The following is a 16,008-nucleotide window of genomic DNA, read 5'->3' as shown; positions in this document are numbered from 1 at the left end:
TCGAGATGAATAAAATATTTAAAACAATCACTTCATGCATCGCAGTATTGTTACTGTTGGTGTTTAGTGCATGCCTTAAGCAAAATCTAGGTGATTATAAACCTGACTCTGTAAATAATTTGAACATAGATGAAAATTTGAAAGATGCTTATATGGTCAACGTTGATGACCTGTTAAAGCTGGATGCAAATGTTAATCAAAGTCAGGGTAATGGTGACCTAACTTTCCAATGGTACTACTATTCAGCAATTAGTAATGCTACTTCGGAAAGAATTGTCGTAAGCAATAAAGCTCAATTGGAGCTTAGAATCACTATGGCAACCGGGGAGTATTTTCTCGTTGTTGAAAGCACGGATACAAAAACAGGTGTAAAAGGGTATAAAAAGATTGCCCTAACCGTGAAACGCCTTACTTCCGAAGGTTGGCTGCTCCTGACCTGGAAAGATAATAAAACTAACTTATCTATTGTAACTCCAGCTAATGATGTGCTTAAAGGTTTTCTGAAACCATCAACTGAGTATCCAATTAATGCTAAACCCGAAAAAATAGTTTGTATAAATGATTGGGATGCTTCTTCGCAGCCTATAACGATTTCAACTACGCTGCCTAATGTATACTTTTTAGACTATAATACGTTTGAAATTCAGCAAGACGCCCACGATGCTTTTAAGAATCCATCTAATATAAATGTGACAAATTATGCGACTGATATATACAATAACATTTTCTATCTATGGGATTCAACTGGACAATTGTATCAGTCTCCGCGCCCAAGGAGTGGTCCTATTAATTTTCCTGTAGGATTTGATTTGCCATTCATTGGTAATTATCGTGTTGCTAAATTAATCTTACCCGTTGAGTCTGGTAATCCTATTGCGTCAGTTTTTTATGACGAGCAAGGTAAACGTTTTCTGTATCAGAAGTCTGGTGTAAATGAACTATTGCCTTTCAAGGCTTCACCTGTAAATGCAGCATTTGATATGAATCATTTTCCTGATGAGGTTAAGTTTGGTGGATTAGGTGCTGGTGACATGAGTTATGTAGTAGGTAAAAGCGTAACCGGTGGCTATAATTTATATACAATGGCACTAGAGGGTGCATTGGACGGTTATCCGGCGGTAGCAGTTGATCCAATGGGAATTCAGGATAATGGAGCGCCCACTTTCTTTGCTACATCGGGTAAACTACCTGTAATATATTATGTGGCTAATAATAATTTATATGTATATAAAGTAGGTGAAAAACGTACTACTCTTCTTTACTCTTTTCCCACAGATGAGAAGGTATCGGCATTGAGTATGCTTAAAGGATCACCCTTTTTTAAAACAACTCCCGATACACCTGTCCCAGAAGGGCATTTGGGTGTTGCAGCAAATAAAGATGGAGAAGGTATTTTTTATACTTTCGATCTAACCGCTACCGGGGTTTTAAAAGGAGGGAAATATAACAGCAGAAATGATGGCTTTGACCCAATCGTCGACATCACTTATAAAATGATGAAATAATAGACCTGTTGATTATGAGAAAGATAAACAAATGGGTCGCCATTTTTATGATGGGACTTTCGGGCTCTGCCTGCCTCGCCCAAAAAGGTTATCAAATAAAAGGAAAGGTGGCTGGTCTTGACCAGCCATCTATGGCCTACCTGTATAGTTTCGACAACGGTAGAAATTTACTGGATAGTGCTGCGGTTACCAATGGATCATTCAGTTTCAAAGGAACTGTAAAACATCCTTTATCTGCATCCATACAAATTAAAAAGATCAGAAAATCCGTATCGTTATTTCTAGAAAATGAGAATTACGACATCCTGATGCAGCCCGACTGGAAAAATAGAGATAGCATTAGCGGTGGAAAAGAAATGAGCATACAAAGAGCTTATGAAGCTGAAACCGCTGTTTTGAATAAACAAATGCAGGAGTTAGGTCGTCGTTACGAGAAACTAGGTAAAGAAGAGCGGATAAAGGAAGGTGAAGAAATGAATGCACTGAATGAAAAGCAGACGATTATTAAGCTTAAGTATATCCGTAAGTATCCAGCTTCATTAGCCATGCTGCACGTGATGAGACCAAGTTTTGATGTGATGAATTTTAAGCAGCTAGAAGAGATGAAGACACTTTTCTCTCCTAAACTGGCCTACTCAGATGTCTACTCCAACCTTATACAAAGATATAATCAGAAAAAAGGAGAATTCCTGGTCGGACAACAGGCACCGGATTTTAGTATACCAGATTTGGCGGGTAAGTCTATTCCTCTATCAGCTTTGAAGGGCAAGTATGTGGTGGTCGATTTCTGGGCATCCTGGTGTACACCTTGCCGTGCCGCTAATCAGAAAATAAAACCGCTCTACGAAAAGTACAAAAACAAAGGTTTTGAAATGGTCTCTGTTTCTATGGATGATAAGAAAAACCTTTGGGAAGCAGCAATAAGAAAGGACGGTTTACCATGGTTACAAGTGTCCGAATTAACAGGGATAGAGAAATCCTCGGTAGCTAAGCAGTATAGTGTTAGGAGTTTGCCAACTGTCTTTCTGCTCGACAAAACCGGTAAAGTCATTGCTCAAAATATTTCAGAAGCCGAACTGGAAGAAATATTACATGCTAACTTAAAATAAGAATGATTAGAAAGATATTAGTAGTTTTAAGCCTCGTTTTTCTAGGCTTAGGAACCGACGCGCAAATAAAAAAAGTAACTGTCCAGGGAGAAATCAAAAACCTTGGTAACAACGAACTGGTCTTGCTAAATGTAGATCAAAGTGTAATTGAAAAGACGCAGACTAAGGATGGTAAATTTAAAATTACCGCCGATATGGAAATTGGAGATATGCGCCATTATTACCTGCATGCACCTTCACTGGGACCATTAGGCCCATCAATGAATATTCCGGTGATTTCATTTTACATATGTACAACCAAAATTGAAATTCAAGCAGCGGTTAAGGACAAAAATATGTCCCTTACTTCCATTAAAGGCTCCCCATGTGGTGATGAATACAATAAGTTGTACAATAACCTTTCTGCAAATAAAGAAATAGAAGCAGCAACCAAGCCATATAACGAAGTATTTAATTTGTACAACAATGTTGCGCAGACACCCGAAAATCTCGAAAAATTAAAGGCAGCCGGTGCTCAGTTAGATCAACTATTCAAGAAGAAGCAAGATGAAATAACCGCACTTATTCCAAAACATCGCAAAAGTATGCCAGTTGCAGTAATGGCAAGTATGTATACCATGTCAACTGATGATGTTCCAAAAATGGAAGCATTTCTAAAACAATTTGATCCATCCATCCAGCACTGCTATTACTTAAAACAGATTCAAAAGAAAATAGACCGGTTAAAATCTATTGCAATCGGTCAGCAAGCCCCGGACTTTGAATTGAACGATTTGGACGGAAAGGGAGTAAAGCTTTCTGCTTTAAAAGGTAAATACGTTTTACTCGATTTTTGGGCAAGCTGGTGTGGGCCATGCCGCAAGGAAAATCCAACAGTGGTAAAAGCTTATGATAATTACAAAGCAAAAGGCTTTACAGTACTTGGTGTGTCATTGGACTCAAGTGAGCCTGCCTGGAGAAAAGCGGTTAAAGAAGACGGAATGCCTTGGGTACAGGTCTTGAATGATAAAAAAGTTGGTGCAGAACGATTGTACGAAGTTAAAGGGATTCCAGCCAATTTTCTTATTGACCCTCAGGGCAAAATAATTGCCACCAATTTAAGAGGGCCGGCATTGGAACAAGCACTTGAAAAGTTCATTAAATAAATACCCAATCCGTTAATTCCAGATATCACATGAACAAATTCAGCGTAATTATATTCCTGATGCTTTTGCAAGGCGTTGCCATTGCACAAAAAAGCGAATCCATCTTGTTAAAAAATGCTACCATCATTGATGGAGATGCAAGCGTAAAACCATACAAAGGATTTCTACTTATAAAAGATGGTTACATACAATCTGTAACGACCACTGCACCAAAAGTAGCCAATGCAAAGGTCATTGATTGCACAGGTAAGTTTATTACTCCGGGTTTGATGGATGCGCACATACATTTGGCGACAGCCGATTTAACAGACCCTAAAAAAGCACGCCTCAGTACAGATAGTATCACCGGTAATATGCTAAGACATGGCATCACTACTCTGAGAGATATGGCAGGTAATGCACCTTATCTGGCAAATTACAAAAAGGATGTACAGAGCGGGAAAGTTCTGGGCCCTGATGTTTTTTATGCAGCCCAATTTGCGGGCCCTGGTTATTTCGCAATGATGGCGAATGGTAGAAAAGGAGAAGAAGATCTCGGGCATACCGCCTGGTACTGTGCCATTAAAACTAAATCAGATGTCAAGCCTGCAATTGCCAATGCAAAAAAAGCAGGGGTTACAGGGATAAAAATTTATGCCAATCTAAGTAAAGAACTGATCCGTGAAATTACGAACGAAGCGCATAAACAAGGATTACTCGCCTGGGCACATGGTGCTATTTTTCCATCTAAACCAATGGACGTAGCCCAGTCCGGTGTAAACAGCATGTCGCACGCCAATGATCTCGTGTTTCAACAGATCAAAGGAGATACGATAGAAATAGGCGCAGCCTGGGCCCAATTATATAAAGGCTTAAAGCTGGATAGCAACATGCGTGATAAAATGCTCCTGGAAATGAAAAAGCATGGCACATTTTTAGACCCGACAGTCTTTCATGCAGAAAACAATAAGATGTTCAACGCCGCCTTAATTACGCGCAGGGCACATCAGCTGGGCGTAAAGATTGTTGCTGGTACGGACTGGATTTATCCTGAAAAAGATGAAGCAGTTCCTTTACTGGACGAAATGAATTTATTGGTAAGTAAATGTGGTATGAATAATCTGGAAGCCATTCAGGCAGCGACATTAAATGCTGCCGAGGTAACAGGTCTAAAAGATAGGGGAGTAATCCGTAAAGGCAAAAGGGCAGATTTATTGCTGCTTGATGCAGATCCTTCCATAACTTTGAATGCCCTATTTAAGCCTTTGGTTGTTTTTAAAGCAGGAAAAAGGGTGTTTACAGCTACCGAAGCAAGATAATATACAAAAAGAAGCGGGAATGATCCTACCGACCATTCCCGCCCATCTAAATTAACGCTCTCACATATATAGACGCTTTATATAAAAGAATATTGTGTTGAACTGAATATTTTTTTAATTTCCCCACAAACATTATTCATTAGCTACTAATGAAATAAATATCTAATATTGCTACAGCAACTGCTTGGGGAAATGTATTCACAAAGAATCAAGATCTGGCCTGATGAGAAAGTACTGCTGGCAAAAATAGCCAGGGGACGGGAAGATGCATTTGCAATAATATACAACAGGTTCCGCAAAAAGATTTATACGTTTTCTCTTCAAATGTTGAAATCTGAAGAACAGGCAGAAGAAGTCATGCAGGAAACGTTCCTGAAGCTATGGCAGCTACAGGATGATGTGGAGCGCATCAATAACTTAGAAGTCTACCTGAGAACATTGACCAGGAATAAGTGCCTAAATGTAATCAGAAGACTTAAGCTGGAAGTTAGTGCCGACAGGGAGATGAAATGGAGCTGGGATGAAGCACACAATGAAACTGAAGAGCATATCCTGCTCAGGGATACGACAAATGTTTTAAAGGCTGGTATTGCGTTGCTCCCTCAGCAACAACGACAGGTTTATCAATTATGTCGTGAAGAAGGTTTGAAATATGAAGAAGTAGCAGAGCGACTTAACCTTTCCCCGCTTACAGTACAAACACATATGAAAATGGCACTTCGTTTCCTTCGTAATCATTTAAGTAAACACACTGACCTGGTTATTCTAACAATCATTTTCAGATTATTTTAAAAAAAGTGTTTGTCAACTACCCCGATACTATTTTCCAGGTGTCTATATAACAAAGGGGGCTCGTATGCTTAACGAAAAGGAAAAGTTTACTTATTTATATCATCAATATCAGAACAATAGCTGTACGGCACTGGAATTTGAAGAATTTAAACAAATTCTGAACAATCCGGACGCTGCGGAAATGGTAAATGAACTGATTGATGCAAACTGGAACATGCTTGCCGAAGAGCAGCTGCAGGATGTAACAGCAGAGAAGGCCAGTAAAATTGAAGGTTATATTACGTTACACCCTCAAATGAAGCCAACCCGTCAATTATTATGGCCAAAAATTGCCATTGCCGCATCTATCCTCCTGATCTCTGTCATTGCCATCTATTTTGTGCGGAATAGTTTTGTTGCAGAGCCCCGGAGCATAGCTTATGCAAATGATGTCGCCCCTGGTATAAATCATGCAGTTTTGACCCTGTCCGACGGACAAAAAATTGCTTTAACGGATACGAACTCTGGAAACATAGCCAGCCAGGCCGGACTCCTCATCGTAAAAGATGAAAATGGACAACTCGTTTATAAAGTGACAGGTCACCATAAAGCAGGTGCCGAAACTTATAATGAAATCACTACCTATAATGGTAATCAGCAACAAATCATTTTACCAGATGGAACCAAAGTCTGGTTAAATGCAGCATCATCAATTAAGTTTCCAACAACTTTTGAAAATAAATCTCAACGAAAAGTATTGTTATCGGGAGAAGCATACTTTGAGGTAACTCACAATAAGTCTGTACCATTTAGGGTGACAACCGCTAAACAGGAAGTTGAAGTGCTGGGGACCATGTTTAATATTAGTAGTTATACAGATGAGCCAGCCGTAAAAACTACATTGGTCGAAGGATCTGTACGGGTGAATAGACTAGATACAGAAAATAGCAGAAAGCAAACAGATGCTGTAGTACTAACGCCGGGGCAGCAGGCAGTACTTAATGCAAAAGACCTGAAAATAGCCAATGTGGATATTGAAAACGAAATAGACTGGAAAAATGGAGACTTTGTGATGAACAATGCAAAACTGGAAGATGTATTGCGGAAAGTAGCCAGATGGTACAATGTTCAAATCATTTATGAAGATGAAAAGCCAGTTGACCTGAATCTCAGTGGAATCGTGTCCCGATCTAAAAATATTTCATCTGTGTTGAGTCTCATTGAAGCAACAGGGAAAGTAAGGTTTAAAGTTGATGGGAAAACCATCACTGTAATGAAATAACAACAACTATTAAACAATCACAATTATATACCAATAAACCAACCAACATGAACCGACGTTTACGACATACAGATTAAGCAATTAATGGTTGTTCTAATAGAGGCCGGGAAGTGTTGGACGCACTTACCGGCCGTAATTTGAGTAACCCTTTCCAGCCTTAAGAAAGGCCGGAATAAATAATCGTGCAACTATTCAGTATCAACTCAAACCTTATCAAAAGTATGAAAATAAATACTTTTAACCTAGGCATGCCAAGGCATTGGCTGCCACCTAAAATTTTGTTAATTATGAAAATGGTCATAATTATAATCACGACCACCTTTCTTCAGGTAAGCGCAGCATCCTATGCGCAAAAGGTTACCCTTGCAGAAAGAAATATTTCATTGGAAAAACTCTTTAAAAAAATCAGAAACCAGACAGGATACGATTTTATTTTCGATAGCAAAATCATAAAACAACCTGCCCAGGTAAGCCTGAACGTAAAAAATGCAGCACTTAAAGAGGTATTGGAGCTGTCTTTGGCAAACCAGGACCTGGTATTCGAAATTAAGGACCGATCGATTATCATCCGTGAAAGGAAAAAATCATTTATCGAAGGGCTAATCGAAAACTTTCAGGCAATTGATATCCGTGGCAAAGTGATTGATGCAAAAGGACAACCCATTCCAGGTGCTTCTGTGAAGATTAAAGGCTCGGCAGCTCGTGCTATCATGAGTGCTGCCGACGGAATGTTCAGTATTAAAGCTTCAGAAAACGATATACTGTTGATCTCTTTTATCGGTTATAAAACGGAAGAAGTAAGAATCCGTGGCGATCAGCAGTTCCTTACCATCAGAATGGAAGAGACCACGAACGAAATGAAAGAAGTGACGATTACCACAGGTATTTTCAAAAAATCGGCAGAGACTTTTACAGGAGCGTCAACTACGGTAACCGCTAAAGAGCTTGCACAGTTCGGCAACCGAAACCTAATCACCTCATTACGAAATATCGATCCTGCTTTTAACATCATTGAAAGTAATTCTTTCGGCTCTAATCCCAATCGGCTGCCGGAAATACAAATCCGTGGAAACTCAAGTATCCCCAATGTAAATGAGCTGCAGGATCAGACCAGGGTAGGCTTAAATACACCTTTAATTATTTTAGACGGCTTCCAGTCAAGCCTCCAAAAACTGTATGATATGAACGAGAATGAAGTGGAATCCATTACACTTCTTAAAGATGCGGCAGCAACAGCACTATATGGATCAAGAGGGGCCAATGGTGTAGTTGTCATTATCACAAAGGCGCCAAGGCCTGGTAAATTGCGTTTAACGTTCCGCTCAGATATCAACTTCGAAGCACCCGATCTTTCTGATTACAGTTTGCTGAATGCAAGAGAAAAACTAGACCTGGAGTGGCGAGCTGGTACTTATGATCATGATCGTGCTGATACAGATGTGCTTTTGAAGAAATACTATGGCTATTTGTTGAATGAAGTGAACAGGGGAGTTGAAACAGACTGGATGGCCATCCCTTTACGCAATGGTGTAGGGCAACGTCATAATTTCCGACTCGAAGGTGGAGATCAGTCATTCCGTTATGGAGCATCAGCCCAGGTTAACAATATACAAGGGGTAATGAAAGGTTCAGGTCGTAATACATTTAATGGTGCAATTACACTCTCTTATATTTATAAAGGCATCAGGTTCAGAAATAACCTTCAAATTCAACAGGGCAAATCAACGGAATCCCCCTATGGTTCATTTAGCGATTATGCAAGGCAGAATCCTTATTGGAGACCGTATGATAACAATGGAAAAGTGTTAAAGCTATTGGGCGATCCGGGTGATAACTCTAATTCCCCTTTATGGGCTCCGCTCCCTACAAATCCTCTGTATAATGCTACACTGCATACTTTCGATAAAAATTCAACTTCCGAGATCATTAACAATACTTCGGTAGAATGGAACATCCTTCCAGAGTTGAGCTTAAGAGGACAAGTGGGGCTGACGAAGGGAAATGTTCAGTATGATGCATTCAGACCCGCAGATCATACTGCTTTTGCCAATTATAGTACTGCTGATGTATTCAGAAAAGGTGATTATAATTATGGCATTTCTAACGGTTTTGGATATGACGCCTCCGTTAACCTGACTTACTCAAAAACGTTTGCTGGCAAACACATCATTTTCGGCGGTGTAGATTACAATGTTCGCCAGAATAAAAACTCAAGGTATAATTTTAAAGCAGAAGGTTTCCCAAATGCAAACTTTGATTTTATTTCCATGGCTCTGCAATATGCTAAAGATGGAAAACCAACCGGATCAGAAGCATTGACCAGGGCTGTTGGTATAACTAGTAATTTGAATTACAGTTATGATGACCGGTATTTTATAGACGCTTCCTTAAGGTTCGATGGATCTTCACAGTTTGGAGCAAACAAAACCTTCGCCCCATTTTGGTCAACGGGCCTGGGTTGGAACCTTCACAAAGAATCGTTTTTGGCAGATAATAAAATCGTCGACAGATTGAAATTGCGTGGTTCCATGGGGATTACCGGATCACAAAATTTTAATGCCTATCAGGCGCTTTCTACTTATCGTTATTACGCAGACCAACGCTACTTCAACTGGATGGGAGCCTATTTATTAGGTATGGGCAATAAAGATTTGCAATGGCAGCAGAATTTAAAATACAATGTTGGTACTGATGCTGAATTTTTAGGAAGACGTCTTAAAGTCACAGCTGATTATTATATTGAAACAACCAACGACCTGGTGTCGTCAATCAACCTACCCGCTTCAAATGGATTTACCAGTTATATAGATAATATTGGTAGAATGCAAAATAAAGGCTTCGAGCTAAAAGCTACAGGTTTTTTACTGGCTAATCCAGAGAAATTTACCTGGAGTATCTCCGCAGCTGCGATGAGGAATCAAAACAAAGTATTGGAAACTTCTAAAGCATTGAAAGATGCCCAGGCTGCTATCATGAATGGTACAACCGATCCGGGAACCTTATATCTGGAAGGACACTCCAGTAATGATATTTGGGTAGTGCAATCTTTGGGTATTGATCCAAGTACAGGTAAAGAGCTGTATCTGGGTAAAGATGGTTTGCCTACCTATATCTGGAAGGGAAGTGACGTTGTAGCGGTGGGAAGCAGAGAACCTAAACTCTTCGGGAATTTTAGTACAATGCTTCGCTATAAGAGTTTTGCCTTGAATGCTTCTTTCAGATATACTATGGGTGCACAGCAATACAATAGTACGCTCGTAAGTAAAGTAGAAACTTCCGATTTTAAATACAATCTTGATTCCAGGGTTTATGACGATCGTTGGTATCAACCGGGAGATATTGCTCCTTTTAAAGGGCTGCTTGTCACGGAACAAACTTTCAAAACCTCCAGGTTTGTTCAGGATGAAAATACGCTGGTGCTTCAGAATGTGAATTTTCAATATGATTTAAGGAATAAAAGCTTATTGAAGAAATTAAGACTCGAAGCATTAAACCTTACTGCCAATATCGCCGAACCGATGTATTTATCAACCATTAGAAGAGAAAGAGGAACCAGCTATCCATTCTCCCGACAGTTCTCATTTAGTTTAAACGCAACATTCTAATATTTATAGAAATGAAAGAAAAATGTTTTATAGTGCTCGCCTTGCTGAGTACCCTGTTCTTAGTTTCATGTAAGAAATTTTTGACGGTAAATCCTAAAACAGAAATGCCACTCGACGTACTTTTTAGTAGTGAGGGTGGATTTAAGGATGCACTGACTGGTGTGTACCTTCAAATGAAGGATAATAAGACTTACGGAGCGGCAATGACACAGACCACCATTGAACAGTTGGCGTCAAGTTGGGATGTGACCGCGAAAACTACAGAAGAGCGAATGGGATTATTTAATTACACCGATGAAGGCGTTGAAGGTTCATTGTCTTCAATCTATGGACAGGAATACAAAATCATTTCAAGTGTAAATGCAATTCTTGGACAGATTGATTCGAGAAGAGATGTCTTTGTAACTGCAGGAATGTATGAAACTATAAAATCAGAATGCCTGGCCATTCGTGCTTATTGTCATTTTGATATTTTAAGGTTGTTTGGCCCGCAGCCTTCGTCGCCAGTCAATGGCAATAGATTACCCTACGTTACCGTATTGTCTAATACCCCTAATAGCAGGCTCTCTTATCATGAATTCCAAACCGCCTTATTCAAGGACCTTTCCGATGCTGAGATGTTGGTTAAAAACATTGACCCAATCATCAAATATAGTATCCAGCAGTTGAAGGCTCCGGGGGCATCTGGGGTTAATCCAACTGATACTTTCCTGGCTTATCGTTATTTACGGATGAACTACTATGCTGTAAAAGCGCTGCAGGCCCGCGCATATTTGTGGTTTAACGATACGCAAAAGGCATACGAATGCGCCAAATTAATTATTGATGCCAAAAATGAGGATGGCTCAGTTAAATTCGTATTCGGGTCGGCTACAGATATCGCGGCCAAAGATTATTTGTTGACCAACGAGCATATTTTCGGATTATATGATTTTGACCTTGCTAATAGATATACCTCATTATACGGATCAGGAATACTTAAAAAAGGAGCAAATAATTTAACCATTAACAACCAGTTATTTGGAAAAACCGGGACAGATATTCGGGAAAGTGGACTTTGGGAGTTAATTACACTGAGCGGTGGTGCTAAAGGCTATACGATTAAAAAATATAAAGTACAGGATGCTCCTGCAGGTAGTGATTTTAAACAGATTCCTATGCTTCGGATCAGTGAAATGTATTTAATCGCAGCTGAAGCTGCGCCATTTACCGAAGGCCTGAACTATTTTAAGTTATTCAGGGCCGCCAGAAATATTGGTCAGTTGGCTGTACCAGCTGATCCGACGGGATTACAGACTGAAATATTAAAAGAATACAGGAAAGAATTTTATTCGGAAGGACAAGCTTTTTTTGCCTATAAAAGGCTGAACACGACAAATACAGGCTTTTTATTTCTACCACTTGCAGCAACTATAAATTATCTAATTCCACTTCCAAAATCGGAAGCCATCTAACCATCTGATTGCATGAAAAGATCAAAATATATCATTGCATTTATAGCTATAGCTTTAATAACATCCTGTAAACAGGATGCATACCAGCTATTTAACGATGTAGCCCGGATACAGTTCGGACCTGACATCAGTTTAATCTACAGACCGGAATACAGTTTCACTGATACGCTAAAAGCGCACACTTTTTATTATGATGGAACTGGCATTCAGCAGGATACTGTTTTTTATGATATCTATGCAGTTGGAGGAGCCTCGAAATCCGATAGGGCCTTTAAACTTGTTCAGGAGCAAGTACCAAATGTAACCAATGCTGTTGCAGGTACGCACTTTGTTGCTTTCAATAACCCTGCGGTAAGCAAACATTATGTCATAAAGGCGGGAAGTGTTCATAGCAGTATACCCATAATTGTATTGCGTGATGCCAGTTTGAAAACCACTACAGCAACTCTAAAATTTAATGTCGTAGCCAATGAGCATTTCCAGCTCGGAGAAATTCGTAACCTATGGCGAAAGCTGGAATTTACTGATCGGTTGCTCAGGCCGGTGGCATGGAAAGCCGGATATGGCAAATATAGCGTAGCCAAGCATAAATTTATGATAGATACCACAGGGGAACGTTGGGATCAGTTATTTATTAATGGACTGGTACCAGACATGGAAAGTTATTACCTGGCGGTAATAAAAATTGCGCTGGTTGATTACAATAATGCACATTCTGGAAATCCGCTCGAAGATGAAGATGGACAATGGATCGAGTTTCCTTAAACCTAATGTAGAAAAAATGAAACATATATATATATTGCTGTTCTGCGGAATAGCAACACTCTTATCTTCTTGTAAAAAGGATAATGGCAATTACGACTACCAAACAGCAGAAGAAATTACTGTCGAAGGGTTTGATAATAAATATACTTTAATTTCTGAAAAAGATAGGATTACGCTGGATCCGAAGGTTACCTGTTCCGATCCAAATGCTGAATTGGAGTATATGTGGGGTATTTATGAAACCAGTGTTGTGGGTGGGGTGCCTGTATTGGATACCATAGGAAGAACTAAAGCGCTTGATTATCCAATAAAAAGACCAGCAAAAGATTGGATATTGGTACTTCGTGTAACCAATAAAAAAACAGGTTATGCTAAATATGTAAATTCAACACTTACTGTCGTTACAGAGTTCACCAGAGGATGGTATGTAGCCAAAGATGATGGCGTACAAACAGATCTTGATCTCTTTCTTACACCTGGCTCTATTATACCTCAAAGTAAACGGGAAAATATTTTCAGTTTAGTAAATGGAGGTAAAATAAATGGGAAGGCCAAATTGTTAACCTATGTCCACAATTATGCAAGTACAGTAACAGGAGCGCTGGGCAATACTAAAACATTATTTGTAACGACCGATAGAGATGTTTCTGCTGTTTATATCAGTACGCTTAAACAGATAAAAAATATGGATAATTTGTTCCTTGGAAATCCGCCGGCTAAAGCACCTGGTGCTGTGTTTCCAGGCTCTTCCGCTATCTACCTGACTAATGAAGCTAAGTTGTATGCCCTGGGAACTCAGAGCTTTAATACAGGCTTATTTGGCGCGCCAAAAATGAAAGACCCAGCTAATCCAGCTTACCGTTTATCTGATTATTTTCTACATGGTCCATCCGTGGAACCTGTTTTTTATGATGATCTGAGTAGCTCTTTCCTAACCATATCCACAGGAACTACACCTATTATGGATGCCATGACAGATGAAATAAAAACAGCAATGCCTGCAACGAACAACAATAAAAAAATGTTGTTTATGGGGCACAAATTATCTGTTTATCTAAGCACTGAATATAGAAATAAGACTATAGGTTATGCGGTGTTCCAGGACAAAACTGATGCGGGTTTAAAAATATTAACAAAGGTAGAGCCCAATAAAGCGAAGATGTTTCTGACCAATGATACGTTGAAGACAACGGATAAACTTTATAACGCAAGCGACTATGCATTGGTAATAGCGGATGAGGAGATATTATATTTTATAACTGATAATCAGGTATGGTCTAGAAACCTGAGCAATAAAACAGAGAAGCTGGAGTTTACTCCTCCTTCAGGTGAGGAGCTTACTTTTATCAGGCATAAAAAATATACGGAAACCAATTACGGGTTTAATTATATCATGATCGGTACAAAGTTGGGAGATAGCTACAAAGTTAGAATGTTTAACAAAGCTTCAGGCAGTATATCAGGTGATCCTGCATTTGTACTCGAAGGAAAAGGCATAGTGAGGGATGTAACCTATATATCACCTACTGTAGGTGAGTTTACATACATTCATTCCTACTAAGAATAAATACCTTCTATTGCGAGGTCCCGGTCTTCACCGGGATGACGAGTATTTTAAAAAAATGCCTGAGAGGGAATTTCAAATTTAAATTATAACAACATGATAAAAAAAATGTTAATGGCAACGCTATGTCTGGGCCTAATGGCTCTACAGGCGCAAGCTCAGCGTCCTGTCGAAATTTCAGGGACACTAAAAAAGGCGAAAAAAAACGAGGTAAAGCTATTTAAGATCAGTGATGGTAAACCGATTCAAATTGCAATTTATACGGTATCTGATAACGGAGGATTTGATTTCCAGTTCCTCCCGGAATATGAAGGTTTTTATTTGCTGGGGACAGGAACCGCCAATGGCCCGGCTGATAATTATAAATTTTACTTCAAAGGTGGTGATAAGCTCGCCTTATCAATTCTTGATGCCGATTATGTACTCAATGGTCAATCGAACTCTAAAGAAAACATTGTTTTAAGACAATGGTATGATTTGGTGAAACCGCTGGATGATAAGTCTTACAACTCTGGCAGAGTGATGAGTGATTACGTCGACTTTTTTCCTCAATTAGAAGATATTGCAGCCAAGTCCAAAACTTTTCTGAAAGGGAAAGCAACAGGCAATGCTAAGTTTGACAGGTTGATGAAAGAGAGCATAAGATGGGACCTGGCTGGATTTGCCACAAATTACTTAGTCACACCGCGTAGCATACATCCAAAGCTTGAAGAATATAGCCCTTATTATTCGACGCTCAAGACCTCCGATTTTGCAGGGAAGGCTTCGTTAGCCTATCAGCAGACCTGGTCGGTTCGAACATTAGGAGGATTGATTAAACTGAACATGAGGCAGCAGAATTCTATGTATAGAGGAGGGATAGAAGGCTTTGACAATTTACTTGCACTCATCCCCAATGATACATTGAAAGGAGATTTTGTATTAGAACTTACGGCTGATTTTAAGAACTATGACGAATACCGGTCGACCATGAATACCTACGGCAAATATATTCTAAGTAAGAATCAACAGAAAATACAACAAGATCAATCAGCTTCGCTTACAGTGCTTAAACCCGGAGCACCAGCCTTTGCTTTTTCTTATCCGGATAAGGATGGTAAAACGGTAACTATGGCCGATTTGAAAGGTAAGGTGGTATTGGTTGATGTATGGGCCACCTGGTGCGGACCATGTAAGGACCAGATTCCACATTTAAAGAAACTGGAAGAAGAATTTAAAGGAACGGATTTACAGGTCATAAGTATTTCGGTAGATGTAGCAAAGGATAAAGAAAAGTGGCTAAAAATGGTTAATGATCAGAATCTTGGCGGACTGCAGTTGTTCGCTTCCGGATGGGGTGATTTAACGAAGTTTTACAAAATCACCTCAATTCCCAGGTTCCTGATTTTTGACAAAAATGGAAAGATTGTGGATGTAGATGCACCGAGACCTTCTCTAGCTGAACTGAAGACATTACTTGAGAAAGTCTTAGCCAGGAAGTAAAACACATTTAAAAGAAGAATTATATTAA

Annotated in this window: 11 protein-coding genes; all 11 read left to right on the top strand. The window is 39.4% G+C overall.

What is annotated here, in order from left to right:
• Nucleotides 1-5: 5 nt before the first annotated feature.
• The 11 genes from R2Q84_RS08680 (at nt 6) to R2Q84_RS08630 (ending at nt 15,980) form a co-directional block, all read left to right on the top strand.
• Nucleotides 6-1,505 carry a PKD-like family lipoprotein gene (locus tag R2Q84_RS08680; protein ID WP_316816149.1) on the top strand — a complete coding sequence of 500 codons (1,500 nt, stop codon included), beginning with the start codon at nt 6-8 and terminating at the stop codon, nt 1,503-1,505.
• Nucleotides 1,506-1,519: 14 nt separating this feature from the next.
• Entirely contained in the window at nt 1,520-2,614 is a 1,095-nt protein-coding gene (locus R2Q84_RS08675; protein WP_316816148.1) for a TlpA disulfide reductase family protein, read from the top strand.
• A gap of 2 nt (nt 2,615-2,616) precedes the next feature.
• A complete protein-coding gene (locus tag R2Q84_RS08670; RefSeq protein ID WP_316816147.1) occupies nt 2,617-3,759 on the top strand; it encodes a TlpA disulfide reductase family protein in 1,143 nt (380 codons plus the stop codon).
• A 29-nt stretch (nt 3,760-3,788) separates the two neighbouring features.
• Nucleotides 3,789-5,057, top strand: coding sequence for an amidohydrolase family protein (locus R2Q84_RS08665; protein ID WP_316816146.1), 1,269 nt, complete (start codon nt 3,789-3,791; stop codon nt 5,055-5,057).
• Nucleotides 5,058-5,249: 192 nt separating this feature from the next.
• Nucleotides 5,250-5,849: an RNA polymerase sigma-70 factor gene (locus tag R2Q84_RS08660; RefSeq protein WP_316816145.1), complete on the top strand. Its 600-nt coding sequence runs from the start codon at nt 5,250-5,252 to the stop codon at nt 5,847-5,849.
• Between the two features lie 64 nt (nt 5,850-5,913).
• Entirely contained in the window at nt 5,914-7,110 is a 1,197-nt protein-coding gene (locus R2Q84_RS08655; protein WP_316816144.1) for a FecR family protein, read from the top strand.
• Between the two features lie 287 nt (nt 7,111-7,397).
• A complete protein-coding gene (locus tag R2Q84_RS08650; protein ID WP_316816143.1) occupies nt 7,398-10,715 on the top strand; it encodes a SusC/RagA family TonB-linked outer membrane protein in 3,318 nt (1,105 codons plus the stop codon).
• A gap of 11 nt (nt 10,716-10,726) precedes the next feature.
• Nucleotides 10,727-12,169 (top strand): RagB/SusD family nutrient uptake outer membrane protein, encoded by a 1,443-nt coding sequence (locus tag R2Q84_RS08645; RefSeq protein ID WP_316816142.1) that lies wholly within the window; start codon nt 10,727-10,729, stop codon nt 12,167-12,169.
• A 12-nt stretch (nt 12,170-12,181) separates the two neighbouring features.
• Nucleotides 12,182-12,934, top strand: coding sequence for a DUF4843 domain-containing protein (locus R2Q84_RS08640; protein ID WP_316816141.1), 753 nt, complete (start codon nt 12,182-12,184; stop codon nt 12,932-12,934).
• 16 nt (nt 12,935-12,950) lie between these two features.
• On the top strand, nt 12,951-14,495 hold the full coding sequence (locus tag R2Q84_RS08635; RefSeq protein WP_316816140.1) for a PKD-like family lipoprotein: 1,545 nt from the start codon (nt 12,951-12,953) through the stop codon (nt 14,493-14,495).
• A gap of 117 nt (nt 14,496-14,612) precedes the next feature.
• Complete coding sequence (locus tag R2Q84_RS08630; protein WP_316816139.1) at nt 14,613-15,980, top strand: TlpA disulfide reductase family protein; 1,368 nt, start codon at nt 14,613-14,615, stop codon at nt 15,978-15,980.
• The last annotated feature ends 28 nt before the right edge of the window (nt 15,981-16,008 follow it).

It is taken from the genome of Pedobacter nyackensis (assembly GCF_032678475.1).
GTDB classification, from domain to species: Bacteria; Bacteroidota; Bacteroidia; order Sphingobacteriales; family Sphingobacteriaceae; genus Pedobacter; species Pedobacter nyackensis_A.
This window is presented reverse-complemented; position numbering and strand designations above follow the sequence as displayed.

Coding starts and splice junctions, on each gene's coding strand:
- R2Q84_RS08645 (WP_316816142.1), top strand. CDS start 10,727: ATGAAAGAAAAATGTTTTATAGTGCTCGCCTTGCTGAGTACCCTGTTC.
- R2Q84_RS08680 (WP_316816149.1), top strand. CDS start 6: ATGAATAAAATATTTAAAACAATCACTTCATGCATCGCAGTATTGTTA.
- R2Q84_RS08640 (WP_316816141.1), top strand. CDS start 12,182: ATGAAAAGATCAAAATATATCATTGCATTTATAGCTATAGCTTTAATA.
- R2Q84_RS08665 (WP_316816146.1), top strand. CDS start 3,789: ATGAACAAATTCAGCGTAATTATATTCCTGATGCTTTTGCAAGGCGTT.
- R2Q84_RS08650 (WP_316816143.1), top strand. CDS start 7,398: ATGAAAATGGTCATAATTATAATCACGACCACCTTTCTTCAGGTAAGC.
- R2Q84_RS08655 (WP_316816144.1), top strand. CDS start 5,914: ATGCTTAACGAAAAGGAAAAGTTTACTTATTTATATCATCAATATCAG.
- R2Q84_RS08635 (WP_316816140.1), top strand. CDS start 12,951: ATGAAACATATATATATATTGCTGTTCTGCGGAATAGCAACACTCTTA.
- R2Q84_RS08675 (WP_316816148.1), top strand. CDS start 1,520: ATGAGAAAGATAAACAAATGGGTCGCCATTTTTATGATGGGACTTTCG.
- R2Q84_RS08660 (WP_316816145.1), top strand. CDS start 5,250: ATGTATTCACAAAGAATCAAGATCTGGCCTGATGAGAAAGTACTGCTG.
- R2Q84_RS08630 (WP_316816139.1), top strand. CDS start 14,613: ATGGCAACGCTATGTCTGGGCCTAATGGCTCTACAGGCGCAAGCTCAG.
- R2Q84_RS08670 (WP_316816147.1), top strand. CDS start 2,617: ATGATTAGAAAGATATTAGTAGTTTTAAGCCTCGTTTTTCTAGGCTTA.